The 24,630-nt window shown below is 62.8% G+C and carries 20 protein-coding genes and 1 pseudogene; 10 read left to right on the plus strand and 11 right to left on the minus strand.

The window, feature by feature from the left end; genetic code table 11:
• Nucleotides 1-103 precede the first annotated feature (103 nt).
• Complete coding sequence (locus X738_RS50700) at nucleotides 104-1,411, plus strand: VpsF family polysaccharide biosynthesis protein (RefSeq protein ID WP_023797772.1); 1,308 nt, start codon at nucleotides 104-106, stop codon at nucleotides 1,409-1,411.
• A 17-nt stretch (nucleotides 1,412-1,428) separates the two neighbouring features.
• Here the strand turns inward: X738_RS50700 and X738_RS50705 are convergent, their stop codons facing one another.
• Nucleotides 1,429-2,808 (minus strand): glucosamine inositolphosphorylceramide transferase family protein, encoded by a 1,380-nt coding sequence (locus X738_RS50705; protein WP_031254406.1) that lies wholly within the window; start codon nucleotides 2,806-2,808, stop codon nucleotides 1,429-1,431.
• 263 nt (nucleotides 2,809-3,071) lie between these two features.
• Between X738_RS50705 and wecB the strand changes: the two genes are divergently transcribed.
• From wecB to X738_RS50720, 3 genes are read left to right on the plus strand one after another with little or no spacing between them, the layout of a single operon-like run.
• Nucleotides 3,072-3,827, plus strand: coding sequence for a non-hydrolyzing UDP-N-acetylglucosamine 2-epimerase (gene wecB / locus X738_RS50710; protein WP_023797774.1), 756 nt, complete (start codon nucleotides 3,072-3,074; stop codon nucleotides 3,825-3,827).
• Nucleotides 3,820-5,151, plus strand: coding sequence for a UDP-N-acetyl-D-mannosamine dehydrogenase (wecC, locus tag X738_RS50715; protein WP_023797775.1), 1,332 nt, complete (start codon nucleotides 3,820-3,822; stop codon nucleotides 5,149-5,151). Before wecB ends, wecC begins: the two co-directional genes overlap by 8 nt.
• Nucleotides 5,148-5,951, plus strand: coding sequence for a WecB/TagA/CpsF family glycosyltransferase (locus X738_RS50720; RefSeq protein WP_023797776.1), 804 nt, complete (start codon nucleotides 5,148-5,150; stop codon nucleotides 5,949-5,951). The genes wecC and X738_RS50720 overlap by 4 nt, the downstream gene beginning before the upstream one ends.
• Before the next feature lie 103 nt (nucleotides 5,952-6,054).
• Here X738_RS50720 and X738_RS50725 read toward each other — a convergent pair whose 3' ends face one another.
• Nucleotides 6,055-7,494, minus strand: a complete 1,440-nt coding sequence (locus X738_RS50725) for a lipopolysaccharide biosynthesis protein (RefSeq protein WP_023797777.1) — start codon at nucleotides 7,492-7,494, stop codon at nucleotides 6,055-6,057.
• Nucleotides 7,495-7,659: 165 nt separating this feature from the next.
• Here X738_RS50725 and X738_RS50730 point away from each other — a divergent pair, with 165 nt between their 5' ends.
• Nucleotides 7,660-8,787 carry a glycosyltransferase family 4 protein gene (locus X738_RS50730; RefSeq protein ID WP_031254408.1) on the plus strand — a complete coding sequence of 376 codons (1,128 nt, stop codon included), beginning with the start codon at nucleotides 7,660-7,662 and terminating at the stop codon, nucleotides 8,785-8,787.
• Nucleotides 8,774-10,192, plus strand: coding sequence for a phenylacetate--CoA ligase family protein (locus X738_RS50735; RefSeq protein WP_023797779.1), 1,419 nt, complete (start codon nucleotides 8,774-8,776; stop codon nucleotides 10,190-10,192). The genes X738_RS50730 and X738_RS50735 overlap by 14 nt, the downstream gene beginning before the upstream one ends.
• On the opposite strand, the gene X738_RS50740 is transcribed toward X738_RS50735, so the two are convergent.
• A complete protein-coding gene (locus X738_RS50740; protein WP_031254412.1) occupies nucleotides 10,186-11,430 on the minus strand; it encodes a glycoside hydrolase family 5 protein in 1,245 nt (414 codons plus the stop codon). The two genes, X738_RS50735 and X738_RS50740, sit on opposite strands and share 7 nt — an antisense overlap.
• A gap of 117 nt (nucleotides 11,431-11,547) precedes the next feature.
• On the opposite strand from X738_RS50740, the gene X738_RS50745 reads away from it, so the two are divergent.
• The 3 genes from X738_RS50745 to X738_RS50755 all read left to right on the plus strand — a co-directional run bounded on the left by X738_RS50745 (nucleotide 11,548) and on the right by X738_RS50755 (nucleotide 15,811).
• Entirely contained in the window at nucleotides 11,548-13,455 is a 1,908-nt protein-coding gene (locus tag X738_RS50745; protein ID WP_023797781.1) for a heparinase II/III family protein, read from the plus strand.
• Nucleotides 13,456-13,694: 239 nt separating this feature from the next.
• Nucleotides 13,695-14,684 carry a sterol desaturase family protein gene (locus tag X738_RS50750; RefSeq protein ID WP_023797782.1) on the plus strand — a complete coding sequence of 330 codons (990 nt, stop codon included), beginning with the start codon at nucleotides 13,695-13,697 and terminating at the stop codon, nucleotides 14,682-14,684.
• Nucleotides 14,681-15,811 carry a GNAT family N-acetyltransferase gene (locus tag X738_RS50755; protein WP_023797783.1) on the plus strand — a complete coding sequence of 377 codons (1,131 nt, stop codon included), beginning with the start codon at nucleotides 14,681-14,683 and terminating at the stop codon, nucleotides 15,809-15,811. The genes X738_RS50750 and X738_RS50755 overlap by 4 nt, the downstream gene beginning before the upstream one ends.
• A 92-nt stretch (nucleotides 15,812-15,903) precedes the next feature.
• Here X738_RS50755 and X738_RS50760 read toward each other — a convergent pair.
• The 7 genes and pseudogenes from X738_RS50760 to X738_RS50790 form a co-directional block, all read right to left on the minus strand.
• Nucleotides 15,904-17,222: pseudogene (locus X738_RS50760) on the minus strand (PQQ-dependent sugar dehydrogenase).
• A 64-nt stretch (nucleotides 17,223-17,286) separates the two neighbouring features.
• Nucleotides 17,287-18,372: a c-type cytochrome gene (locus tag X738_RS50765; RefSeq protein ID WP_023797786.1), complete on the minus strand. Its 1,086-nt coding sequence runs from the start codon at nucleotides 18,370-18,372 to the stop codon at nucleotides 17,287-17,289.
• Entirely contained in the window at nucleotides 18,372-18,995 is a 624-nt protein-coding gene (locus X738_RS50770; protein WP_023797787.1) for a cytochrome c oxidase assembly protein, read from the minus strand. The genes X738_RS50765 and X738_RS50770 overlap by 1 nt, the downstream gene beginning before the upstream one ends.
• On the minus strand, nucleotides 18,992-19,372 hold the full coding sequence (locus tag X738_RS50775; protein ID WP_023797788.1) for a hypothetical protein: 381 nt from the start codon (nucleotides 19,370-19,372) through the stop codon (nucleotides 18,992-18,994). The genes X738_RS50770 and X738_RS50775 overlap by 4 nt, the downstream gene beginning before the upstream one ends.
• Before the next feature lie 7 nt (nucleotides 19,373-19,379).
• Nucleotides 19,380-21,896, minus strand: coding sequence for a cytochrome c oxidase subunit I (ctaD, locus tag X738_RS50780; RefSeq protein ID WP_023797789.1), 2,517 nt, complete (start codon nucleotides 21,894-21,896; stop codon nucleotides 19,380-19,382).
• On the minus strand, nucleotides 21,893-22,882 hold the full coding sequence (gene coxB, locus X738_RS50785; RefSeq protein ID WP_036269355.1) for a cytochrome c oxidase subunit II: 990 nt from the start codon (nucleotides 22,880-22,882) through the stop codon (nucleotides 21,893-21,895). The genes ctaD and coxB overlap by 4 nt, the downstream gene beginning before the upstream one ends.
• 298 nt (nucleotides 22,883-23,180) lie before the next feature.
• A complete protein-coding gene (locus X738_RS50790; RefSeq protein WP_023797791.1) occupies nucleotides 23,181-23,651 on the minus strand; it encodes a nucleoside deaminase in 471 nt (156 codons plus the stop codon).
• Between the two features lie 164 nt (nucleotides 23,652-23,815).
• On the opposite strand from X738_RS50790, the gene X738_RS50795 reads away from it, so the two are divergent.
• Entirely contained in the window at nucleotides 23,816-24,253 is a 438-nt protein-coding gene (locus tag X738_RS50795; RefSeq protein WP_023797792.1) for a DUF2267 domain-containing protein, read from the plus strand.
• 35 nt (nucleotides 24,254-24,288) lie between these two features.
• Here the strand turns inward: X738_RS50795 and X738_RS82270 are convergent, their stop codons facing one another.
• Nucleotides 24,289-24,468: a hypothetical protein gene (locus X738_RS82270; RefSeq protein ID WP_023797793.1), complete on the minus strand. Its 180-nt coding sequence runs from the start codon at nucleotides 24,466-24,468 to the stop codon at nucleotides 24,289-24,291.
• Between the last annotated feature and the right edge of the window lie 162 nt (nucleotides 24,469-24,630).

Raw genomic sequence — 24,630 nt, forward strand, 5'->3', positions numbered from 1 at the left:
AGTTGGCATATTTTGCCGAGTCAGGCACCGCGTCCGTTCAGCGGTCCCTTGAATGGATCTCGTTGGCCAGAATGGCGTCTGAATACCCTCACTTGGATCGGCGATGAGCTATCCCGCCGCCGTATCGGAACGATCCAGCCAGGCGCGCCGTCAGAACGCGCTGTCGCTGCTGTTTTTCCTATGCGCGGCGTTGGCGTTCCTGCTCCGCTTCACGGTGTCGCCGCAGATCATGAACATGGTCGTCGACTATACCGCCGACGGCGGTTCATTCTACGAGAAACTGCATGTCGGCACCTATGCCATCTTCCTGCTGCTTCCTGTCGTTCTTTTCAGCCGACCGTTTCTGCTGCAGGGCGACGAAATTGGAATCTTCAAGGCCTTGCTGCTCTATTCTGCGGTGATTTTCGCGCTAGTGCCGTATCTGTTCATCACCGGCCGTGCCGGCTCCTCCGGGTTTATCATCGATACCTATCTGGTGGCCGGCGCCGCAGGCCTGTTGATGCTGGCCCTGAACGCGCAAGTGCGGCGTGCCTTGGGCGACCTCGTGCTTGGGATGGTGGTCCTCAGCGCTGTGATGGGCACGATCGAAGCGGTGACTCAACATCGATTTCTGCCCTACGGTCTCAACGAACTGCAGTTCAGGCCGATCGGCCTATCGGCGCACCCGCTGGCCCTGGGCGCGCTCTGCGCCACAGTCATCGGGTTCGTACCGCTGACGAACTGGCGCATATGGGTTCGGGTGCTGGCGATCTTCGTATTGCTCGTCGGCTGTGCTGCGTCAGGCGCTCGCGCCGCCCTGTTGCTCGCTGCCGCAGAAACCCTCATCCTGCTGATGTTCGTGCCTTGGCCGCGCCTGTCCCTCAAGCATCAGCGGCAGGCCAAGTCTGTCGTGCTGCTGTTCGCCGTGGCGGGCGGCGCAGTGCTGGTGGCCATACTGTTTTCGGGCGGGCTGCTGAACCGATTCGGCAACACGATCTTTGACGAAAACTTCATGGCGCGGGTGACGATCTACCAGGTGTTCGGACTTGTCAGCTGGAAAGACATCCTGTTTGGCATGAACGTCGACGACCTCCTGGCGATCGTCAACGAGAAGTTGCATCTGCCCTATATCGAGAGCGCGCCGGTGGTCATCATCATGCTGTTCGGCTTGCCGATCGCTGCGCTCTTCATCGGGCTGGTATTCTGGTTCATTTTTCGGTTGCTGCGCGGGGCGCCGCTGCCGGCATGGATCGGCACCATGACGTTCCTGGTTGCTGCGCTGTCGAACAACGCGCTCTCGTCAAAATCACCGGAGATCACCATTATCGTGGTGTTGCTGCTTGCCTATAGAAACGATCCGTTTCGAAACCGGCAGGGGAGCATATTGTCGACCGCGGCGGCATCCGAGCCGACACTGGATCGGCCTGGATAGCGCAGACTCCAGACGCGTCAGCCGGCGCTATCCACAACCTCGAGATTGCCTGCGCGGTTGAGCGTGTGAATGCCAGCGCGGACCCATGCCGGCCCCGGGCCGATCGGGCAGGGCGGCGCAAAACGGACGTCGAAATCGTCAAGCCGTTCCAATCGCATCAACCCGAGACCGCCGCCATAGGCTCTCGAGCCGTTTTGCACCGGCAGCACCGGGGCGTCACCGTGGCGGATGAAGGCGCCGCCGGGCCGAGCGGCCGAGTGATCGACGGCGATGGGATTGAGCGCATGCGCAACCCACGGCCCGCGCAGCGAGGGTGCGGAATAGACCGCCATCGTGTCCGACGCGCTGCCATAACCGAACCGCTCCGTCCCCAATAGCCAGAAGCGGCCGGCCGATTCGAGCAGCGTGGCGTCATTGAAATCCTTGTCCGTCAACAGCACGGTGTCGCGTACCCAGCGATCTGGAAACTGCGCAGCGCGGTAGAGCACAAGCTCGCGCGCCGCCGCACTTTCAGGAATCATGAAAATCTCGCCGGCGTGAGCGAACACCTGCGGATACGACAAATGGTGGGTTTCCTCCAGCACCACCCTCGGCACGCCGAAGCTGCCGTCGTCACCCAGTTCGGCGACAGAAATCACGCCGCGACCGGTAGCGTAGGGAAATTCCTCGACGAACAGATAGTGGCGGCCATCCCGCTCGAGGACGAATGGGTCGGCATAGAATCGCTGGCCATCGTCCGGCAGGACGGTGAACGGCTTACCGTCGAGCTGTCCGGTTTCGGCGACACCTGGCCCGTCGATCAGCCGATAGGCAACCTGCCAATAGAAGGGACGCCGTCCAAGCCTGAGTTTTTGCACGGCGCGATCGACCAGCCCGCTGCAGAAAACGGGCAGATAGTGCCGGACAAAACCGCCGTTCCTCAGCATCGGCGCCGGACTATCGGCTATCGGCACAAGTTCGCCCGCGGCAAACCGGGCGACGCTTTGCGCAACCAGCGAGATGGCCCCAGCGAGCATGTCGTTGCAGCTGCGAGACAGCCAGAGCCGGTCGCCGAGCATCGGTCGGCCCCGGGCGACTGTGACGCCGTCGAGGCGCACGGCAAGTTCGGGCAACCGCCCGCTCGCCAGCATCTCGGCCACACCGGCGGGGAAGGTGCTGCGGCCGCAAAATTCGAGCCTCAGAACCGATGCGTCACGTCGTGCGAAAGTGCCGGTGAGATCGATTATGAGGTCGGCCGGACCAGAACCGCCAGACGGCAACGGTTCGGAGCGGCTTGCCAATGAGGGACCGAAGCGCCGGCTCTCGATCGCCAGCGCAACATCCAGGCCGCGTGCGATCGGCGCAGGCGTCGGCGCGCGGCCGCTCGAAACCACGTGACCGGCTGCGCTCAACCGCACCAGAAGCTCATTTTCCCAGCGCCGAGATCCGACCGCGTGGCCGATAATTAAAATATTAGTCAATCGAATATTTTCTTTTTCAAGACTACTCTGCCAGGATACCTATCGGTTCCGGCTTTCATAAGAGTTACCGGGGAGGACGCGGGCTTGGCTGTTAATCATATGTTAAGATTTAAGGTCACGACGACGGCTTCTGCCGCTATTATAGCTCTTGTAGCGAATAATCGGCAGGTCGCGACGCCTTCTGGCGACCAGGATCAGCAATGAACGTCCTTTCACATTCAAACCTGCCGTCCAGGCAAAAACTGCTGATCGTGTTCGGCACCAGGCCGGAGGCGCTCAAGTGCTTTCCGGTGGTGCGTGCCGCGCTTGCCCATCCAGGTTTCATCACCGAGACATGCATCACCGGCCAGCATCGCGAGATGGTCGACCAGGTCATCGAACTGACCGGCCTGCCGGTGCATCACGACCTCAACATCATGCAGCCCGGCCAGACATTATTCGACGTGACCTCGCGTGTGCTGCTGGGCATGGCCGAAGTGCTGGAGAAGGCGAAGCCCGATATCGTCCTCGTGCAAGGCGACACGACCACGGCGATGACTGCGGCTCTGGCTGCCTTCTACAAGCGCATCCCGGTCGCCCACATCGAGGCAGGATTGCGCAGCCACGATATCAACTCTCCGTTTCCAGAGGAACTGAACCGCAAGATTGCCGGCGATATCGCGACCTGGCATTTCGCGCCGACCATCCAGGCGCGCGACAATCTCATCGCCGAAGGAAAGGCTGCGAGCTCGCTCGGCAAGCCGGTGCTGGTGATGCGTGAGAATACCGAGCGGCCCGAGGGGATCGCGGCGGGCACCGCCCGTCTCGTCGGCACCGATATCCAAAAGATCCTGTTGAATGCCAACAGCCTGCTCGACGACCAGGCGGCCTATCGCGGCATGGCGGAACGACACAACCCATATGGCGATGGCCGGGCCAGTGACCGGATCGTTGAGGAACTGCTGCATCATGGCTGAGATCAAGACCGTTTCCGTTATCGGCATGGGCTATATCGGCCTGCCGACCTGTGCCATCTTCGCCAGTCGCGGGCTCGACGTCATCGGCGTCGACGTCAACGAAGCGGTGGTCGAGAAGGTCAATCGCGGCGAGATCCACATCGTCGAGCCGGACCTCGACGGTCTGATCCAGAAGGTTGTCGCCAACGGCAAGCTCAGGGCTTTCAGCACGCCGCAGCCGGCGGACGCCTTTGTCATCGCCGTGCCGACCCCGATGACCGAGGACCACAAGCCTGACGTGAGCTATGTGCTCGCGGCGGCACGAAGCATCGCCTCGGTGCTGAAGCGGGGAGACCTTGTGGTGCTGGAATCGACATCGCCGGTCGGCACGACGCGCATCATGACCGGACTGCTTGCCGAGTTGCGGCCCGATCTCAAATTTCCTCTCGCGCATGGCGAACAGGCCGATGTCCTGGTCGCCTACTCGCCCGAGCGGGTGTTGCCGGGAAAGGTCCTAACCGAGCTGATCAACAACGATCGCTCGATCGGCGGACTATCGCGCAAGTCGTCGGAACGCACCGCGGCACTCTATTCAACCTTTGTTGCCGGCGACCTGTTCACGACCCAGGCCGAAAGCGCGGAACTGGTGAAGCTGACCGAAAACGCGTTCCGCGACGTCAACATCGCCTTTGCCAACGAGCTTGCGGCGGTGTGCCAGGATCTGTCGCTCAACGTCTGGGAGGTGATCGATCTCGCCAACCGGCACCCCCGCGTGAACATCCTGCAGCCGAGCCCGGGCGTCGGCGGCCACTGCATTGCCGTCGATCCGTATTTTATCATCGATGCCGCGCCCAACAGCACGCGGCTGATGGCTTCGGCACGCCGGATCAATTCCGAGCGTCCGTTGTCGGTGGTCAGGGATATACAAGCCTTGCTCGACTCATCCCGCAAGCAGACGATCGCTTGCCTTGGCCTCAGCTTCAAACCCAATATCGACGATATGCGCGAGAGCCCGGCTGTCGAGGTGGTGAAGCTTTTGTCGGATATCCCCAACCTGAAGATCATTGCGGCTGAACCCAACGCACGCAGGCTGCCGCATGAGCTCGAGGGCAAGGGCATCGTCTTCACCGATGCGCTTTCCGCCATCGACCAGTGCGATATCGTCGTCCTGCTGGTCGACCATCGGCAGTTCAATCTGGTTGATCCCGAAGCGCTCAAGGACAAGAAGCTCATCGACACCAGGGGTTTGTGGGCCTGGCGCAAGGCACGCAAGCCCGACGCCCGCATCGAAGGCAAGAAATCAGCGCTCGAGGCGCTTGCTGCAAGTGCAGAGGAGGCCGCATGAACGCGCACGACCCAGCCTGGGCGCAGCATCGCCTGTTGGCATCGCGGCGCCGGGAATTCCTCGGCGCGCCGATCCATGCGCTGACCATGGCCGAGACACTGGCCATCGCCGATGAGGCGATGACCCTGCGGCGGCCGCTGCATCATGTGGTGGTGAATGTCGCCAAGCTTGTGAACATGCGCAACAATAGCGAGCTGCGGGAGGATGTGGCGACGGCGGATGTGATCAACGTCGACGGCATCGGCGTGCTTTGGGGGGCGCGTCTTTGCGGCGTCGCGCTGCCGGAGCGGGTGGCCGGCGTCGACATCATGATCAATCTGCTGAGCCTCTGCGCGAAGCGTGGCTTCAGGCCCTTCCTCCTGGGCGCCGAACAATCCGTTCTCGATTCCGTTGGAATGCGACTTGCCAAGGATCATCCGGGTCTCGTCGTCGCCGGCATGCGCAATGGCTATTTCAAGCCGGAAGACGAGGCCGGCATCGTCGAGGCGATCAACGCCTCGGGGGCCAACTGCCTGTTGGTGGCGATGCCGACGCCGCGCAAGGAGCGCTTTATCAAGCGCTATCGTGACGAACTCACCCCGAGTTTCGTCATGGGCGTGGGCGGCAGTTTCGATGTCTATGGCGGCAAGGTTGCGCGGGCGCCAAAACTGGTTCAAGCGGCCGGTCTGGAGTGGTTGTTTCGCGTGGCACAGGAGCCGCGACGCTTGTGGCGCCGCTACTATGACACCAACACCGCCTATGCGGCACTGCTGTGCCGGGAGTTATGGGGCCGTCGGGGACGCCGGAAGGTCGATCCATAAATAGCTTTACCAGGGCGCCGACCCTGGGCTGCTGCATCAGTCCGAAGTCGGAGCCGCTTTTTCCAGGACTATGGAACGACAATTCGGCAAATGCCGTTGCGGCCTATGCGAGCCGCAGCCGCGCCCTCAGCTTGGCTACGAATTGCATCGCGGCGGCGGGATAAAACAGCCAGGTCAGCCCGAAGAAAACCACTGCGCCAGCGGCACCGCCGGCAACGAGCGAGAAGATGGCCGGCATATTGCCGAGCAGAGCGCTGGCAAGGCTGGCGGCCAGCCCGGTGCTGAGCGAGATGACGACCGACATGCCGATATCGCGCCATGGCACCGGCACCGGCGTCAGCCGTTCGCTGATGATGATGCAGGCTAAAAGGCCTGCCAGCGATCCGCCCGCCAGCGCCAAAGCAGCGCCGACCTCCGCCATCGGCGGGATCAACAGCACGGACAATGCGATTGTCGCCACCGAGCCGAAGGAATTGGCGATGATCAGCAGCCACGGCCGCTTGTGTGCGTGCACCACGGTGCCATAGACGAAGCTGGCGAGATTGGCACACAGCACACTGAAGGCGATGATCGGAAAGAGCAGGCCGAAACGGCCGTGATACTCGGCGGGCAGCAGGAGCTGCGTGATATCGCTGCTGAGTGCGACCAGCATCGCTGCAACCGGCAGGCAAAGTCGCATCATCAAGGCCATCAATTGCGACAGCAGCCGGCCCGATGCCGCGGGCCCGTCGTCGTCGAACCGGCTGACCACCTCGGGAAAGGCGCCCATGTTGATGGAATTGGCGACCATATCGATCGGCTGGCGGGCCAGTGCATAGGCTGCAGCGAAGATCGCGACTGCGCCGGCATCGTAATAGATCTTGAGGAACACACGCTCGGCGCTGTGCAGGCCGAAGCCCACCAGCGCCATGATGACCAGGGGCACGCCGAGGACGAAGAACTCCTTTTGGGTGAAGCGTGGCGGACCGGCAACGACGCGTCGGGATGCCATGATGCCCGCCACGATGCCGGCGACCAAAACACCAAGGCTCGAGCCGAGCGATACCGTCAGAAAGGAATCTTGAAACATGACGATGGCGCCGATCGGCAGCGCGAGCTGCAGCACGGCGCGCAGGAACTCGAGCATCGAATAGACCGAATGACGCTGCTGCATCTGCAGCACCGTCAACGCGTAGCGGCCGATGGAACCGGCGATCAGGTAGCTGCAGACGGCGATCGCGAACTCGACCCAGCGCTCCGGCACGATCACTGCAGAGGCGATCACGGATATGATCAGCGCCAGCGCCGTGCTGGCAAGCAACACCCGCCCGGCCAGCATCAGGCTGCCGCGGCTGACGTCGCCTTTGCCGCCAAGCCTGAGCAAAGCGATGCGCAGCCAGTTGGTGACCGCAATGTCGGTCATTTCGCCGACGGTCACCACCAGGGTCAGCAGCCCATACTCGGTCTGGTCGATCAACCGCGTCACGATGACCAGCAGGAGCAGCGCGGAAATCCGCGTCAGCAGGATCGCCGGGGCATAGATGAGCGTGGAGCGCAGCAGCAAAGGGTTGTCCCCGGAAAATTCCGCCTCGACTAACCGTCGACCGGCGGAAAATCCAGCGCGACAGCGGCGAAGGGTGAACAGATTCAGTTTGAACTAAAAGATTTGCCGTAAACTTACCGGGAACGTTTGCTTTGTGGTTACGCGGTCCGTGCTATCGAGAATACCATGCTGCAGAGTCTCTTACCCGATCGAAAAATACATGTCCTGGTCGCGACCCCGTCGGGTGTGTCGGGGCAGGGGGGCATCGACCGCATCATGGCGGCGCTCGACCGCGAACTCCAACGGCAGGGAGACGGAAAGATCGAGGCGCGCTTCCTTCCCAGTCGCGGTTCAGGCTCGGTCGCGCTGTCGGTCTTCTACATGATTGGCTTTTGCCTTCGGATGTTGGTCGCGCGTATTGCCGGCCGTGCCGACGTCGTTCACATCAACGTATCGAGCTTTGGCAGTACCTACCGCAAGATGGTCATCGCGAGGTGCGCGCGATTGCTCGGCATCCCCTATGTGTTGCATTTGCATGGAGCTCAATACCAGACGTTCTGGAAGGAAAAGCGCAGCTTCATGAGCCGCCGCATCCGGCATATGTTCGAGCATGCCGATCGGATCGTGGTTCTGGGCCGTATCTGGCGCGACTTCGTCACTGCACGGGCGCCAGGCGCGGCCGCGAACATAGTGATTGTGCCCAATGCTACCGAAGTGCCGTCCCTGGCCCATGTCGGTGGTGGAGATAGCGTTCACATCCTATTCCTGGGCCGTATCGGGGACCGCAAGGGCGTGCCGCAATTGTTGGACGCACTGCATCGCATGAAGCCTGTCAAGCAGTGGCGCGCCACAATCGCCGGCGATGGTGACGTCGAGGCCGTACGGGCAAGATCGGCCGGACTGGGGCTTGCCGAATGTATTGCCTTTCCAGGCTGGGTGGGTCCGAACGAGGTTGCATCACTGATCGCTTCGGCCGACATTCTGGCGCTCCCCTCATTCGCCGAAAACCTCCCGGTCTCGGTCATCGAGGGAATGGCCTCCGGCCTCGCGGTGGTCACCACGCCTGTCGGCGCGGTAGAGGACATCATCGTGCACAAGAAAACCGGGTTGCTGGTGCCGCCCGGCGATGTGGCGGCGCTGACCGAGGCACTGACAGAACTGGTTGACGACACGGCGTTGCGCGCCCGTCTTGGCTCGGCTGCCATGGCGGTGCACCGGGAACGGCTTGAGCTTTCATCGTTTGCGGCCTCGATATGCCGTGTGTGGCATGAGGCGGCAAACGGCAGGCCGGAGCAAAATCATGAATTTTCTTGACGTAGCGCGCGGTGCCTATGTGCGAAGCCCGCCAGCGGTCAGGCGGCTGCTGGCGCCCATGCTGGCGCTGGCGCCAACGCGGGTGAAATTTGGTGCGACCTATCGGTCATGGCGGAGCCGGATCGCCATGGCCGCTGAGGATCCTGTCTATGCCGGGCAATTTCATCTGGCCGCGCTGCGCGCGCTGTTGCAGAAAGCCCATGCCGGCAGTCCGTTCTATCGCGAGTCGATCGACCAGGCCCTCGGTCCTGGCTTCGATCTGTCGACGCTGGGACTTGCCGACCTGCGCCGCCTCCCGGTCCTGTCCAAGGACATCCTGCGGACGGCTGGAACTGCAGCGTTGGCGGTGCCGATTGCCCAACTGGATGAGGCCGCCGGCAACGGCTCCAGCACCGACAAGCCATTTCGCTTCTATCTCGACAAGGATCGGAGCGCCCGCGAGATGGCGTTCGTCTACCACGTCTGGTCGCGGATCGGTTATGATGAAGACACGGCGCGCGTCTGCTTCCGCGGGTTCAGCCTCGATGCCACCGGCAAGCGACTGCATGAATGGGACCCGGCACTTCGCGAGCTAAGGCTCTCCGTCTTTCCAATGACGGTCGACGACGCCGATGCCTATCTCGACCTGATCGACGCACGGGGCATCACGTATTTTTATGGCTATCCCTCGGCCATAGAGCTGTTTTGCCGGCATATGCGCGTGCTTGACCGAGTACCAAAACGGCCCATCAAGGGCATGATGATGATCTCGGAGACAGTCCATCCCCATCAACCGGAGATCATCCGAAGCGTTCTTGGCAGCGTACCGCTGTCCTGCTTCTATGGACTCAGTGAAAAGGTGCTGTTCGCCGAAGAAACGCCCGGAGCCCCCGGCAGCTACGAGTTCAATCCTCTCTACGGCCTCGCCGAATTGGTCGATGCGGCGGGCGAGCCGGTAACGGAGACAGGCAAGGAGGGAAGGCTCGTCGGCACTGGCTTCCTGTCGACCGGCATGCCTTTCATCCGCTACGATACTGGCGACTCTGCCCGGTTGGTGGAATTGCCGAATGAGGCAAACGGCCAGCGGCTTAGAGTCGAGGCTGTCATGCCGCGCCGAAACGTCGACTATCTTGTGACCGCCGACGGCGGCCGGGTGGTGACGACGCACCTGGTGCCCGACGGTCCCGCATTCTTCGACGGCATAGAGGAGCTGCAATTCTACCAGGACCAGCCCGGCGAGGCATTGATTCGCTATATCCCGACCGCCGGGGCGGCACCTGCCTGCGCCGCGCGACTCGTCGAGACGTTGGTCAACCGCACAAACGGTCGTATCCGGTTTTGCCTGAAAGCGGTGGACCGCATTGCCGCCGGGCGGGGCGGCAAGCGGGCGCTCATCAACCAGCAGCTCGACATGTCGCGTTACTGAGACGCAAGACCCAGCGCTCGCACCAGTCCGGCATCGGCTACGGGCGGTCCGTCGGGGAGGATCAGCGACATCCCATGCGGATTGGCGAATTCCCAGACAGACCAAGGTATCGCGAAGCGTTCCGCCTGCTGGCGCACCGCCTCGAGATAGCGCAGACGGTCAGCGTCGAACGCGCCCATGCGGCCGTCCGCAGACATGAGGATGACGCCGAATTCGCCCATGAACAGCCGCCGGCCTGGAATGCCATGCGCCTCGGCCCAGTCGACCGCTTGACGGAAGCTCGCCTCGAGTTGGCTCGGCCCCCAATTCTGCTCGAAATACCGGGCGATTGCTTCACGCCCCGCGACCATGTTCATCACCTGCTCGACCGGGCTCAAGCCGGCGGCGTCCATCCGGGCCTTAAGGGTTTCGGTCACCTTTTCGGGCGTGCTGCTGTCGGCCGGCCAGGGCAGCCCCGAGGCGAAAGCGCCTGTCCCGTCAGACCGCTGGTGGGTGAAACTGTGCGGCTCGTACATATGGAAGCTGTAGTAGAGGTTCGGATCGTCAAAGCCGGGGGCGAGATTGACCAGCCCGGCAATGCTGCCGCCACAGGCGCCTGTTGCGACGATGGTGAGTTCACTGCTGACTGCGCGAATAGCGCGGACCGTGTCTGCCATGATCCGCTGCCAGTCATCGCTGCCGCTCGAATCACAGGGGTAGTATGCCGGCTCGTTGTAAGGCTCGAGGGCTACCTTGTCGGTGCCAACCCTGGTCAGCATGGCGGCGACCGCCACAACCATTTCGCGATAGCTGGCAACGCCTTCGCTGTCGGCGCCGTCATAGATCATCTCCATGCTGTAGGCCGGAACCTGGGTGACGCCGTGCAGGTCGAAAACCACCTTGAGGCCGGCCGACGTGACCCGCTCGACCGCGGCGGCAAGTATGTCGAGCGCCTGCTGGCGCTTGGCGCCCCGGCTGGCAAGCAGAGGGCCGGGGTCGACGCTCAGCCGGACGAAGTCGAAGCCCATCGACCGAATGTGCGTAAACGCGTCGCCGGGCCAATCGGTGAGCGGCCTATGTCCAGCGCGCCACTCCTGCTCGCTGCGATAGGGCGGCCAACGGTAGGATCCATCCTCCTCCACCGGCGACCAGTTGAGCCATTCATGCACGCCAACGCCGCGCTGCAGCGGGATCGGCGCAGCGCTGGCGGCTATCGCCATGCCGAGCATCCACGCTGCAACAAACGCCGTCCTTCTCATCGCCACTCTTTCCGTTTCATGGTTGGAGATATTAACCGCAGGATCGGAAAAGAGGATGGCGGTCGCTCGGCTTTTCGACAGCATGGTATACAAGAATCGAAACCCTGGCGGGGCGGTATGAGAATCGGCTGGTACATCAACCGGTTGCGCAGCATGGAGCCGGCTGAGGTGTTGCATCGGCTGGGCGAGCAGCGTCGAAGGATCGCTTCGCGCCGCCGCGACGGCGGCTGGCAGCGTTATGCTTCGCCCCGGTTGCATCCGGTGCTGCGTGGATTGCGCGATGCTGTGCTGGCTGCGACACCGGCACAACGGCAAGCCATAGCGGCGGCGGCGCAAAACACGCTTGGCGGCGAGTTTTCCGCACTTGGGCGGACATGGCCGCGGCGCGATCCCGATCGGCTGTTTCCTCCCGAGCTTTGGCGCCTTGATCCGGTGACCGGCAGGCTTTGGCCGGGTGCCGAGGCCCATACTTTCGATATCGATTTTCGCCATGGCGGCGGCCGCGGCGATGTAAAATACGTGTGGGAGATCAACCGGCTGCAGCGGTTGCCGCCACTGGCCGCCCACCTGCTTCTCGCCGGCGACGACCAGTCCCGGAGGGCCATACAGGCGGCGATCGACAGCTGGCATTCAGCCAACCCGCCGTTTCGGGGGGTTGGCTGGGCCTCCGGCATCGAAGTCGCGCTGCGGGCCATCAGCCTGATTGTCACCATGGACCTCGTCGGCGACCGACTGGGCGCGGCGACACGGCAGCAAGTGGGCGAAATACTGGCGGCAAGCGCCTATTGGCTGCCGCGGTTCCCCTCCCGGTTTTCCTCCGCCAACAATCATCTCGTCGCAGAACTGGCTGGCGAGTATCTGATCGGCCTGGCGTTAGGGGCTGCAGCCGACGCTGCACGCGGCGCCCTCCAGGCTGAGGCGGGCAAGCAGATTCTCGCCGATGGCGCCGGTGCCGAGCAGACCCCGACATACGCGGCCTTCACCGCCGAACTCATCTTGCTGTGCGCCGCTGCGGCACGCCAGGCCGGAACGCCGTTTGCCTCGCCCGTCGAAGCGCGCCTGGCCGCTTTTGCCAATTTCGTCGCCTGGCTGCCACCAGCCGCCGGCTTTGGCGACAATGACGAAGGTCGCGTGCTGACGCTCGGGGACGAGCCGGACTATGTCCGATCCGTCGCCGCCGCCATCCATGGCTTTCTACAGATGCCGGGCAAGGCAGCGGGACCCGACGATTTTCGGGCGCTTGTCTTTGGCATGCCGTTGGAGCCGGCACCGGTGTCGCGTGGGCTGCAAACGTTCACGCAGGGCGGGCTCTCGGTCTGGCGCGGCGAGATGAACGGCCGCAGCATCGATCTGACATTCGACCACGGCCCGCTCGGCTATCTCTCGATAGCGGCTCACGGCCATGCCGACGCGCTGTCGCTCACCTTGTGCATCGATGGCGAGCCGGTGCTGGTCGATCCCGGCACCTGGCTCTACGGTTCGGGAGGCGTCTGGCGCAACTGGTTTCGCTCGACACCGGCGCATAACACCCTGAATATCGAGGGCAAAAGCCAAAGCATCATCGCCGGGATGTTCAACTGGTCGCACAAGGCGATTGCGGAGTTGGTGGAGAGCGAGCCGGGAACGCACTGGAAGCTGCGCGCCCGCCATGACGGCTATAAAAGCCGCTTCGGCGTCGTGCATCAGCGCACCGTGACGCACCGGGCCGACGGCATCGTCGTGAGCGACCAACTGCTCGGCGGCAGGCGTGTGGCCGAGATCGTCTTTCAACTCGCAGCCGGCCTCGGCACTGACCGGGACGAAAATACGGTCACGGTGCAGCGCGGCGATGAGCCGCTGATAGCCATGCGCTTTCCTGACGCTGCGGTCGACATCCGTGCCGGCGGCGACGCACCGGGGCAGGGCGGCTGGGTTTCACCGCGTTTTGGCGTCAGGCAGCCGGCCGAACGCATCGCCTGGCGTGGCGAAGTGGACGAAGACGGAATTGAGATACACCTTGCGGCAATCCCCCGGCCATTACGATAGCAACCGGCGCTGCAGCAGAGCGGCCTGTCCGGTGCTCCGGCCATATTCGAGATTAATTATGCTCGGACATTTAGCGTTTTGTTACGGTTGAACTGCTAGTCTGGCGCAAATCCGGCATGCTCTTGCTTGTTGCAGCCGCAATAGCCATTTGGTTGCCGGCAACATGCAGTGGGTTTGGCAAGTTTCTTGCTTAGCAATTCGCCGGACGGCCATTTTACGGCCCAGGAGCCACCGCACCGATGTTTTCTGAATTCGCCGGATTGATTGTGGAAAAGCTTTCGAACGTCGATCTGGTGACGCTCGGCCTCCTGCTTTTCACGGCACTAGGGAGCGCGGTGGTCGCTTACTGGCGGACTGTCGAGCATAAATCCCTCAGGGACTTTTTCGATTTCGCTTTCCCGGCGGAAGTCATCCTGCACCCGTCGGCGCGAGCGGATGTCCTGTTTTGGGTCACCAAACGGGCGATAATGCCATTCCTGCTCATCCCTGCCGGCGCCACCTTCGTTGCCGCCGTCGGCTATGGGACGCACCACGCAATCGGCTGGCTGCTTGATATCGAGGCGCCGCTCATTGACGGCCCGGCCGGACCGGTGACGATCGTCATCTTCACCGCAACCATGCTGATCGCCTACGACATTTCGTACTATCTCTACCATGTCGCCCAGCACCACTTCCCGTTCCTGTGGGAATTGCACAAAGTGCATCATTCGGCCGAGGTGATGGTGGGAATCACCAAGGATCGGGTTCATCCGCTGGACGACCTGATGAACCGTATCTGGGATGGCGTCATCCCGGGGATCTGCTTCGGCATCTGGAGCCTGATCGCGCTCGATCCAGTCGAGATCGCCATCTTCGGCATCAACGTCTATGTCATCCGCAACATCCTGATGATGGACTTTGTTCGTCATACCCATTTCAAGATTTCCTTCGGCCCGTTGAACAACGTCATCTTGTGTCCGCACTGGCACCAGGTGCACCACAGCATCGACCCGCGCCACTACGACAAGAATTTTGGCCTGCTGTTTTCGTTCTGGGATCGCCTCTTCGGGACGCAGTTTGTCCCGGATCCGGATGAAGACCTCAAATTTGGCCTGATTGATCGCGATGTGCGCGACTATCAATCGCTCTTTGGGCTTTACATCCTGCCGCTCAGGAAGATGGGAGGGCATGTCCGCAGACTGTTCCAGAGGCGTCCGGATGCCATCGCAGAGGATCGTTCCCCTTCATGAACACCATTGTTTCGATTGACGCCTCGAGCGCAGAGCGCCTGGAAGTTGTCCGTTCGGCGGATCGCCTGGCTGCGATCGAAGCCGATTGGGCGCATCTCTGGCATCGCACCGAAGGGCTGGTCTTTCAGAGTCATGCCTGGATTTCGGCCTGGTGGAATACCGTAGCGGACCGTGACCAGCGCGCGCTGCGGATCGGCCTGGTCTGGAATGGTGACAGGCTCGTTGCTGTCGTTCCCATGGCGATCCGCAAGCGCAGGGGCCTGCGGTTTCTCGAATGGGCGGCCAGCAGCTATACCGATTACGGCGATATTCTCGTTGCTCCGGAATGCTCGTTATCGGCCCTGCAAGGAGTATGGGCCCGGATCTGTGACGCCGGTGGCTTCGATATTGCCTTTCTCAATCGTCTCTTGCCGGGTGCGGCGGCCCGCAAAATTCTCACTCCGGATACCTCCAGCGGGATCAGGCTTCGCCCCAATCACAGGGAGGAAGTCAGTTATCGCGTCGCCGGACAGTGGGCGAGCGGAGGAGCGTGGTTCGCGGAGCAGTCGAAAAAGACACGGCAGAATTATCGGCGCGGCGTCAAGACGTTGGAAGAAGCCGGCGAAATGAAATTTCGCCTGCTTGCGCCAGACGAGCCACTGCAGCCGGTACTCGACCGGCTCTCTGCCCTGAAGCGCAGATGGCTGGTCGAGCGCAAGCGTGAATCGCAACTTTTCGAAGAGGGAGCGCCGGTACTGGCCGCACTTGTTGACGCGCTGGCGCGTGCCGGCGTGCTGCACATTTTCGTACTTGAATGCGATGGCGCAATGGTCGCGGTTTCCATCAACTTCGTCCAGCACCACACCATGATGGCGTTCGTGACCACTTTCGATCCGGATTTCAGCCAGGCGTCGCCGGGCATGATCCTGATGATGGACTACATACAGTGGTCGTTCGATCACGGCTTGAGCACGGTCGATTTCCTGTGCGGCGCAGAGGCGTTCAAGCATAAATTCGCAACGCAGGGCGTTGTCCTGCAATCCGTCCTTGGGACGCGCACGGCGCAAGGCTCGCTCGCTTCCCTTGCCGATCGTATGCGTCAAAGGGTCCGGCACGCACGGGGGCGCGGATTGGCAACGACAGCTTGATTTTCGGCTTTGATCGGCGCCGGAACGCCCTGTCCGACCGGCAATGGCAAGCGGTGCCATATCGCTTCCGGGCCGCCGGCAGCACGAACTGCTCAAAGTGCCGATTGCGTCTGAGCTGGAACGACCCGCCAGATCTTGTTGCCGACATCATCCGCCACCAGCAGGGCGCCGCGCCGGTCTATCGCCACGCCCACGGACGGCCAAAAGCCTTGTCGTCCTCGCTCAGGAAGCCGGTGAGGATGTCCTGGGGCGGGCCGGAGGGCCTGCCGCCTGAAAACGGCACGAAAATCACCTTGTAGCCGCTGTGCGGCCTGCGGTTCCACGAGCCATGCTGCCCGACGAAAGCGCCATTCCTGTATTGAGGACCGAACAGGCCGCCTGTGTTGAAGGTCAGTCCCAATGAAGCCGTGTGCGCCCCGAGCGCATAGTCCGGCTTGATCGCCTGGGCGACGAGGTCGGGCCGCTGCGGCTTGACGCGATTATCGACGTGCTGGCCAAAATAGCTGTAAGGCCAGCCATAGAAGCCGCCATCCTTCACCGAAGTCATGTAATCCGGCACCAGATCGCTGCCGATCTCGTCGCGCTCGTTGACGACGACCCAGAGCTCACCGCTTTCCGGATTCCATGACAGGCCGTTCGGATTGCGCAGGCCGGAGGCGAAGAGACGCGTCTGTCTCGAGGTGAGATCGATCTCCAGCACGGCGGCTCGGTTCTCTTCTTCCTCCAGGCCGTTCTCGCCGACATTGGAATTGGATCCGACCGTCGCATAGAGCTTCGTCCCGTCCTGCGAGGCGGTCACGTCCTTGGTCCAGTGGTGGTTCCTCCCCGCGGGCAGGTCGACGATCTTCTCCGCTGGTGCGGTGATCTCGGTCGCACCCTCCTGGTAGGGAAAGGCCACAATTGCATTGGCGTTGGCGACGTAGAGCTTGCCGTTGAGCAGGGTCATGCCGAATGGCGAGAACAGCCCGGTGAGAAAGGCGGTTCTGGTTTCTGCCACCCCGTCGCCGTCCTGATCGCGCAGCAGCGTGATGCGATTGGCGCTATGCGTCCCCGCGCCGGCCTGGCTCTGGAAGAAATTGACGAAGAAGCGCCGTATGCTGAAGCCCTCCTCCGGCCTGGGCGGCGCATTGCTCTCGGCCACCAGCACGTCGCCGTTTGGCAACACATACAGCCAGCGCGGATGGTCGAGCCCGCGAGCATATTCGTTGACTGCAAATCCCTGGGCCGCTGTCGGCTTGGTGCCCTGCGGCCATGGCATGGCCTTGGCGACATGGACGGTCGGCAGCCAGGTCGGATTGGGCTCCGGCAGGGTCGGGTTGGGGCCATAGGTCTCCGCGATCGGAACGGTCGCCTCTTCGCGCGACAGGAAGAAGATCGCTCCTGCGGCGATTACGAGAACAATGATCAGCATGAGAAGGGCGGTAGCCAAGTTTTTCACCAGAACCTCGAAAAACGTCGAAAGAACGCAAACGCGCTTATCGCGTTGCGGTTGCCGACGCAGCGGCCGATCGGGAGAAGTAGGCTGCAAGCGCGCGGACGTCGTCGTCCGTCAGACCCTTCGCGGCATTTGCCATGAGATGGCCGAAGCGCGTTCCGCCACGCTTTCCCGCCCTGAACAACCCAAGCTGCGTCTCGATGTAGGGCGCCGGCTGGCCGGCGATCGAGGGATAGAGCGGGCTGCGGTCCTGTCTTCCGTGACAGCCGAGACAGGCGGGCACATTGGCCTGCCTGACGCCGCTCTCGGCGATTTCCTTGCCGCGCCGGACAAGTGCTGGATCGCCGCCGCCGCCGGGGTGCATCGCCGGCAGGGCAGCGAAATGCTTGGCCAGGTCCGGCCAGAGTTGAGGCCCTGCCGCAATGGCGGGCAGGCTCATCAACCCGCTTGCCCGGCCTTCCTCGGCATAGGCACGCAGGCTTTCAAGCAGATACGCCTCGCTCTGCCCGGCCAGAACGGGTATCGCGGGACCGCGTCCAAAACCGTCCTCGCCGTGGCAGCGGGCGCAATCCGCCAGCGCTTGCGGCAGGGTTTCGGCAGCGCCTGCAGGAGGCGCAAGCCTTTCGCCATAGGCGAGATCGCGATAGGCGGCCTCGTCCAGCGACGGCAGTTCGCGCAGGAAGGCGACCATCGCCCAGACCTCGTCGTCGCGTTCCTGCGTCGGCCAGGCCGGCATGCCGGTGAAACGCACGCCGTGCTTGACGATACGAAAAAGCTCCGCGTCCGACCATTCGCCGACGGCCCCGGCAAGGTCAGGCGGCTGCGGCAGCATTCTCATGACGACAGGAGATCGCGGCTCGCCCGGCGCGCCGTGACAGATGGCGCAGCCGCGTGCGAAATGCCCGGCGGCCGGCTGAATCGCATGGCGCGGCAGAGCCTCTGGAGCGTCGACCGCCAGGGCATAGGTGCGCACAGCCGATCGCATGGCGAAATGGAGGAACCATTCCGTGATCTTCCAGTGGCCGCTCGAGGCACCGACATTGAAAAAGCCGATCCAGGCCGCCAGCACCACGACGAAGGGCAGAATGGCAAGCGCTATGGCGAGCTTCTTCCAGCTGATATGCATCAGACCGTCTTCCGCGGTGGTGTGGCGAGGATGCGCGCGAAAAGCGTCACGCCGCCGGCCAGGTAGACCGCGGCGCCGACCAGAAGCATGATGACGCCGCCAAGTTCCTGATCCTGCTGGGCGGAAAGCGCGATGCCGAAGCAGCTTGTCTCGCCGGTCCCATAAAGCGGCCGCGGGGTCAGCGCCAGCAGCGCGCCGAGCAAGGTCATGTGGATGGAAGTCAGAAGCAGGGCGAAGGCGCCGGCGGCATAGCCTGTGGTGTCCGAGCCGCGGCGCGGCAGGCAGGCCAGCCATAGGAACAGCCCGGCGGCAAGGAACGTGACCTGCTCGACAGCGGTGACAAACAGCGAGCTTTGCGCCAGAGCCCGCAAGGCCGGTGCGTGCCAGGACCAGACGACGATGAGTTCGACGAGGGAGGCGGGGAGGGCGAGGGTGAACGCCCGGCTCGCACCTGGTGTCGGGCCGAGCGGGACCCCAATCGCCATCAGCGGCGCGGCGATCGCCACCACTCCCATATGCGCCAGCATGTGCGCCGAAAACGAATCCCGCAAGCCATCGAGCAGCGGCCCGAGCCAGACCAGGGCAAGGACGAGGATGCCGAGGATGAGGCAGGCGCGTCTCACCGGATACACTCCGTCAGGAACAATGCAGGCATCGCGGTGAAGATCACGGCGATGAAGCTGAGACCCGAGAGCAGCAGCGTCGCAAAGCCCTGGAACAGGGTCCGGTCGCGTCTCGTCGGATCGTCGTGCGGCGGATCGTCTGTGCCGAAGCCCCATTGCCGCCAGGCGAGCCATGCTGACAGCGCGATCAGCGAGAGGGCGATCACGGTGGCGGCGGCGATGCCGGCGCGCACAGCGCTGAAACTCAGCCCGACAATCTCGGGCTTGGCGCAATAGATCGCCGCGCCGATGTAGCAAACAAGGAAATGCGCAGCCCACACCACCGGCGCAGTGAACAGGGTCCACAGTGTCTCGATCTGTTTTGGGACAAGCCACATCGGCGCCTCACATCGCTGCCGGAAAGAGGCCGATGATGGCGAAGGTGGTGACGGCGGCAATCAGCAGGAAATGCCAGTAGAGCACCACATTGCCTAGATCCAGGTCATGCTTCGGCGTCAGTCGGCCGGCCAGCGAGCGGGCCAGGCAATAGGCCTGCATGACTGTGCCGAGCGCTGCATGGGCGAGCACCCAGATCACCAGGATCCAGACGATTGCGGGATAGACGTGGCGCGTCGGGTCCATGCCTGGAGACAATGGCGCGGCCAGGCCTGTGGCGGACGCGGCAACGGTCGTCAGCAGGGACAGCACCAGCAAGCCGCGCATAGTGGCCGTAGCGCCGCGCCTGTTGACCGTGCGTGCCGCCACCATCAGGCCCCACGCCGTAGCGAACAGGCTGGCAGCCACCAGCGACCAGACCGCATCGGGCCCGGCAATCCCCGCGGTGAAGTTGGAATGGATCGTCCAGTAGAAGAAATAGCCGAAGACGAGGCTGGCGAACGCGGTGCCATCGCCCACCATGGTGATGAACATCGCCCACCAGCCGACCGAATCGGAGCCGGAGGCATAAAGCGGCAGGCTGAGGCCCAGGCCGACATCCTTTTCCGGCTTCTCGGGGATTTCGCCAGTGCCCGTCCAGAGCCAGTAGATGACTGCGCAAAAGCAGATGATTGCGGCCAGCGCCGTCGCGATCCACCAGTGGAAGGTAAGCGCGATGAAGGCGCCTCCGAGCGAAAGAGCCGAGACGATGGTGACATGGGAGGTGCCGCCGACGCGCAGCACCTGGACGGGTTCGGCGTCGAGCACGGTGGTGACCAGTCCCTCGCGCCATCCCTCTTCCGCGTCGGGCAGATAATAGCGGCCTTCATTGACTTTGCGGGCAAGGTCCTTCTGGTCCCACAAGGGGTAGCGGCTGCGCACGATGGGTATCGAGCGGACGCCCCAGTTCTCCTCCGGCTCGGAAATCCATTCCAGCGTGCCGGCATTCCACGGGTTGAATTCGCCGCGCGGCTGCCGGTGCTTTGGCCTGAGCACGTCGAAGACGACCACCAGCACGCCCGCGGCGAAAATGAAGGCTCCGGCCGTCGAGATCAGGTTCAGCCAGTTCCAGCCGATTTCGGCTGGATAGGTGAAGACGCGGCGGGGCATGCCGCGCAAGCCGCTCAGATGCATGGGGAAAAAGGCGATGTTGAAGCCGCAGAACATCAGCCAGAAGGCGAGCCGCCCCAACCGGTCTGAGAGCTTCTTCGCGTCGATCAGCGGGTAATAGTAATAGAGCCCGGCCACGACCGGGAAAAGCATGCCGCCGATCAGCACATAATGGAGATGCGCAACGACAAAATACGTGTCGTGGGCCTGCCAGTCGAAGGGTGCGAGCGCCACCATGACGCCCGTCAGGCCACCAATGACGAAGATGGCCAACCCTCCGGTGCCGAACAGCATCGGGGTCGAGAAGATCACCCGGCCGGCCAGCATGGTGGCGATGAAGACGAAGATCTGCACGCCCGTCGGGATCGCCACCGCCTCGGAGGCCGCCGAGAAGAAGGCCAGCGAGATCTGCGGCAGGCCTGTGGCAAACATATGGTGCACCCACAGGCCGAAGGAAAGGAACCCTGTCCCCACTGCCGCGAGCACGATCCAGGAGTAACCGACGATCGGACGCTGGGAAAAAGTCGGCACGATCATGGCCATCAGCGCGATCGCCGGCAGGAAGATGATGTAGACTTCCGGATGGCCGAATATCCAGAACAGATGCTGCCACAGCAGCGGGTCGCCGCCGCGCGCTGCGTCGAAGAACGGCCAATCGAACATCCGTTCCATCTCGAACAGGAGGTCGCCGGCGATCAGCGGCGGGAAGGCGAACAGGATCATTCCGGCAACGATCAGCAGGTACCAGGCGAAGAGCGGCATCAGGTTGATGCGCATGCCCGGCGCGCGGCATTTCATGATGCCGACGATGAGCTCGACGGCGGCCGCGATCGAGGCGACTTCGATGAAGGAAAGGCCGAGCAGCCAGATGTCGGCTCCAATGCCGGAGAACTCCTTGTCGGTGGCGAGCGGCGGATACATGAACCAGCCTGCCGACGGCGCCGCATTGAAGAAGATCGAGCCGCAGACGAAGATACCGCCGAGCAAAAAGCTCCAAAAACTGAAGGCTCCGAGGCGCGGAAACGGCATTTCGCGGGCGCCCAGCATCGGCGGCAGCAGGAAGATCGCGACCGCCTCGAAGATCGGCACCGCGAACAGGAACATCATCACCGTGCCGTGCAGGGTGAAAGCCTGGTTGAATAAGTCGGCCGAGAGGAGGTCGTTGTCGGGCACGGCGAGCTGCAGCCGCACCAGGAGCGCGAGCACGCCGGCAAACAGCATGAAGGCGAAGGCCGCCGAGCCGTACCAGAGGCCGATCTGGTAATTGTTCACCGAGGTCCAGTAGCGCCAGCCGGTTGGATTGGCCCAGACGGCGCGCAGCCGCTGTTCCTGCGCCTTGTATTCGTCCGGCGAACGCTCCTTGACAGCAGCGCTCATCGCAGGCCCCTCAGCCAGGCGGCTATGGCGCGAATGTCGCCCGGCGGCAACATGTCGAAGGCCGGCATCCCGGAACCAGGCTTGATCAGGTCGGGCCGGGCGATGAAGCGGGTGACGGCGTCTTCGGTGTTGGGCAGGATTCCGGCTGCGACGGTGGCGCGAGAACCGATATGCGAAAGGTCCGGGCCGATCAGGCCGCGCGCATCGGTGCCCGCGACGAAATGGCAGGACCCGCAGCCATGGCGCAGGAACAGCGCGCCGCCGCTTGCGCCGGCCCCTTCCGCGGGAATTGCCTGGGCGGCAAGCCAGGACCGGAAGGCTTCGGGCGCCATCGCGACGGCCGAGAACGCCATCAGCGCGTGAGACGTGCCGCAATATTCCGCGCACGGGCCGCGGAATATACCAGCTTTGGTGGCCATGATCGAAAGCCTGTTGGTGCGGCCGGGGATCATGTCCATCTTGCCGCCGAGCGGTGGGATCCAGAAGGAATGGATCACATCGGCGCTTTTCACGGTCAATTCGACCCGCTCGCCGACCGGCAGCCTGATCTCGTTGGCGGAAGTGACCGGCGGTCCCTGAGGAGGGTGATAGACAACTTCCCACCAGAACTGCCTGCCGGTGACTTCGATCCGCAGGGCGGCGGGGCTCGCCTGGGCGAAGGGCCGAAGGCCAGGCATCAGCCACAGCGCATAGGCGAGCAGCGCACAAAGCGTGACCGAGGGGAAGACTACGCCGCCCCAAAGGATGATGCTGCTGGCAGATTTTTCGGCCAGCCTGCGGCGATTGACCAGGGCTGCATGAAGAAGCAGGCCGACCACCCCCAGCCAGATGACGGCGCCGCCGCTTAGCATGACCCAAAACAGCATTTCTATCTGCTGCGCTTCCGCTCCCGCGGGCTCAAGTGCCGACTGAGTGCTCGACTGGGCGCCGGCAGAGCCGCTCGCGAGCAACAATGACGCAGCTGACAGGCTGAAATATCGACCCATTTGCAACCCCTCCGCGGTAAACCGGCGAGAGGGGAGGAAGGTTCCGGGCAACTGAGCTTTCCAACTGGTGGAATGAACGTGTCGGTCGAGTCCGAATGTAGGTTCCAGTCGGCGGTTTTGCGTGTCGGCGGTTTTGCGCGCGAGTCTTGAGATGCGCACCGGGATTTGCGATGAACGCGTCGATGGCTTTCTGCAACAAGACGCGGGCCTCGCGTGTCAAACCTTTGGGCCGGAAGTGGCCGGAGCTCACGGCGCCGCAGAGGCTACGGATTCTTCACAGCAGTCCTTTTTGGTTCGGTCACCAGAAATCCTTGTGGTCGGTTACGATCTCTTCTTCGAGTTCAGGGAATGGGCCACGGATTGCTACATGGCGCCGTCCGGCGGCGAACACTTGGTGACAACTCAGATCGAGGGTCAGATTCTCCGAATTGTCTCCGGTCAGCTCGGCCAGCCGCCTTTCGCTGAGTCCGTAGACCACGGTGCCGATGCCAGCCCAGTAACAGGCCCCGGCGCACATGCAGCACGGCTCGACCGAGGTCACCAGAGTGCATCGCTCGAGAAAGGTCGGGTCGTATTGCTGCGCGGCCGCGCGGGCCACGTTTGCCTCTGCGTGGCCAACGCCGCGATCCCGGGCGTAGGTGTTGCCCGACGAAAGCAGCACGTCGCCTTCCGGCCCGACCAGGAGCGCCCCAAAAGGATGATTGCCACTCGCCCGGCTCTCGGTGGCGATCTCCACGGCGAGACGTAGATATTCGGTATCGCTCTTCATGGCCGCCTCCTTGGGGTGCCCGTTCGTAACTGTACGCGTAAAGAGCTCTTGGACAATTTTCAACGAGTGACGAAACAATTGCGCTCGATCGCCGTTTGCGCGTCATGGCGGGTATTTTGGGCGGGTGATTTGGGCGGGTGTTGGACTGCCCAGAGGAGGCGACGATGAGCGCAACCGGCTTGGAAGTTTTTGACAAAACCCTGCAGACGACAAACATCTGGCTGGACGAGATCATGGCCGATCACGGGCCCGACAGGCGCGTGGCCTGGCATATGCTGGGAGCCGTTCTACGCACCTTGCGGGATTGGCTGCAGATCGAACTGGCTGCCAATTTGGGGGCTGAACTGCCGCTTCTTGTGCGCGGAGCCTACTATGATCGGTATCGGCCGCGTGATCTGCCGACGAGCAGCCGTTCGTTGGAGGATTTTTTGCAGCGGGTGGCCGAGGAGATGAAATCCACTCCACCGGTGAATCCCGAGGATGCGACGAGATCCGTGTTCAAGGTACTCGCCAGGCATGTCGACCTCGGCCAGTCGGCCAAGGTGCGGGACGCGTTGCCGAAGCAGATCCGGGCGCTTTGGCCCGAAAGTGTTGGAGTCTAGCAGCAAGACCAAAGTCGGGCCTGCCGATGCGGTTCTCAACTGCCTCCGCCCGGGCGATCGTTTTCCTCGCGATACAGTCGCTCGGTGGCTCGATCGCTTTCTCTGCGCTCTGCAGGCCCACGGCGTCGCCACGTAAGGAGTGCGTAGGCGAGCACGATTGCCAGCAGTAGCGGGCCGCCAGCAACGACGATCAACCACATGCTGTTCTCGAACATGGAACATCTCCTTTCCCTCGTTTCGTTACCGAGCAGGAGCGAAACCGTTGCTCCCGGTGCAGGGTTGGACACCGCAGTGCAACTCTCTTCGCCGAATGGCCAGTGATTCGCCATTCAACTGCTGAACGCGGGCAACTGCTGAACGCGGGCAACTGCTGAACG

The sequence above is a fragment of the Mesorhizobium sp. L48C026A00 genome, from assembly GCF_000502375.1.
Taxonomy (GTDB): domain Bacteria; phylum Pseudomonadota; class Alphaproteobacteria; order Rhizobiales; family Rhizobiaceae; genus Mesorhizobium; species Mesorhizobium muleiense.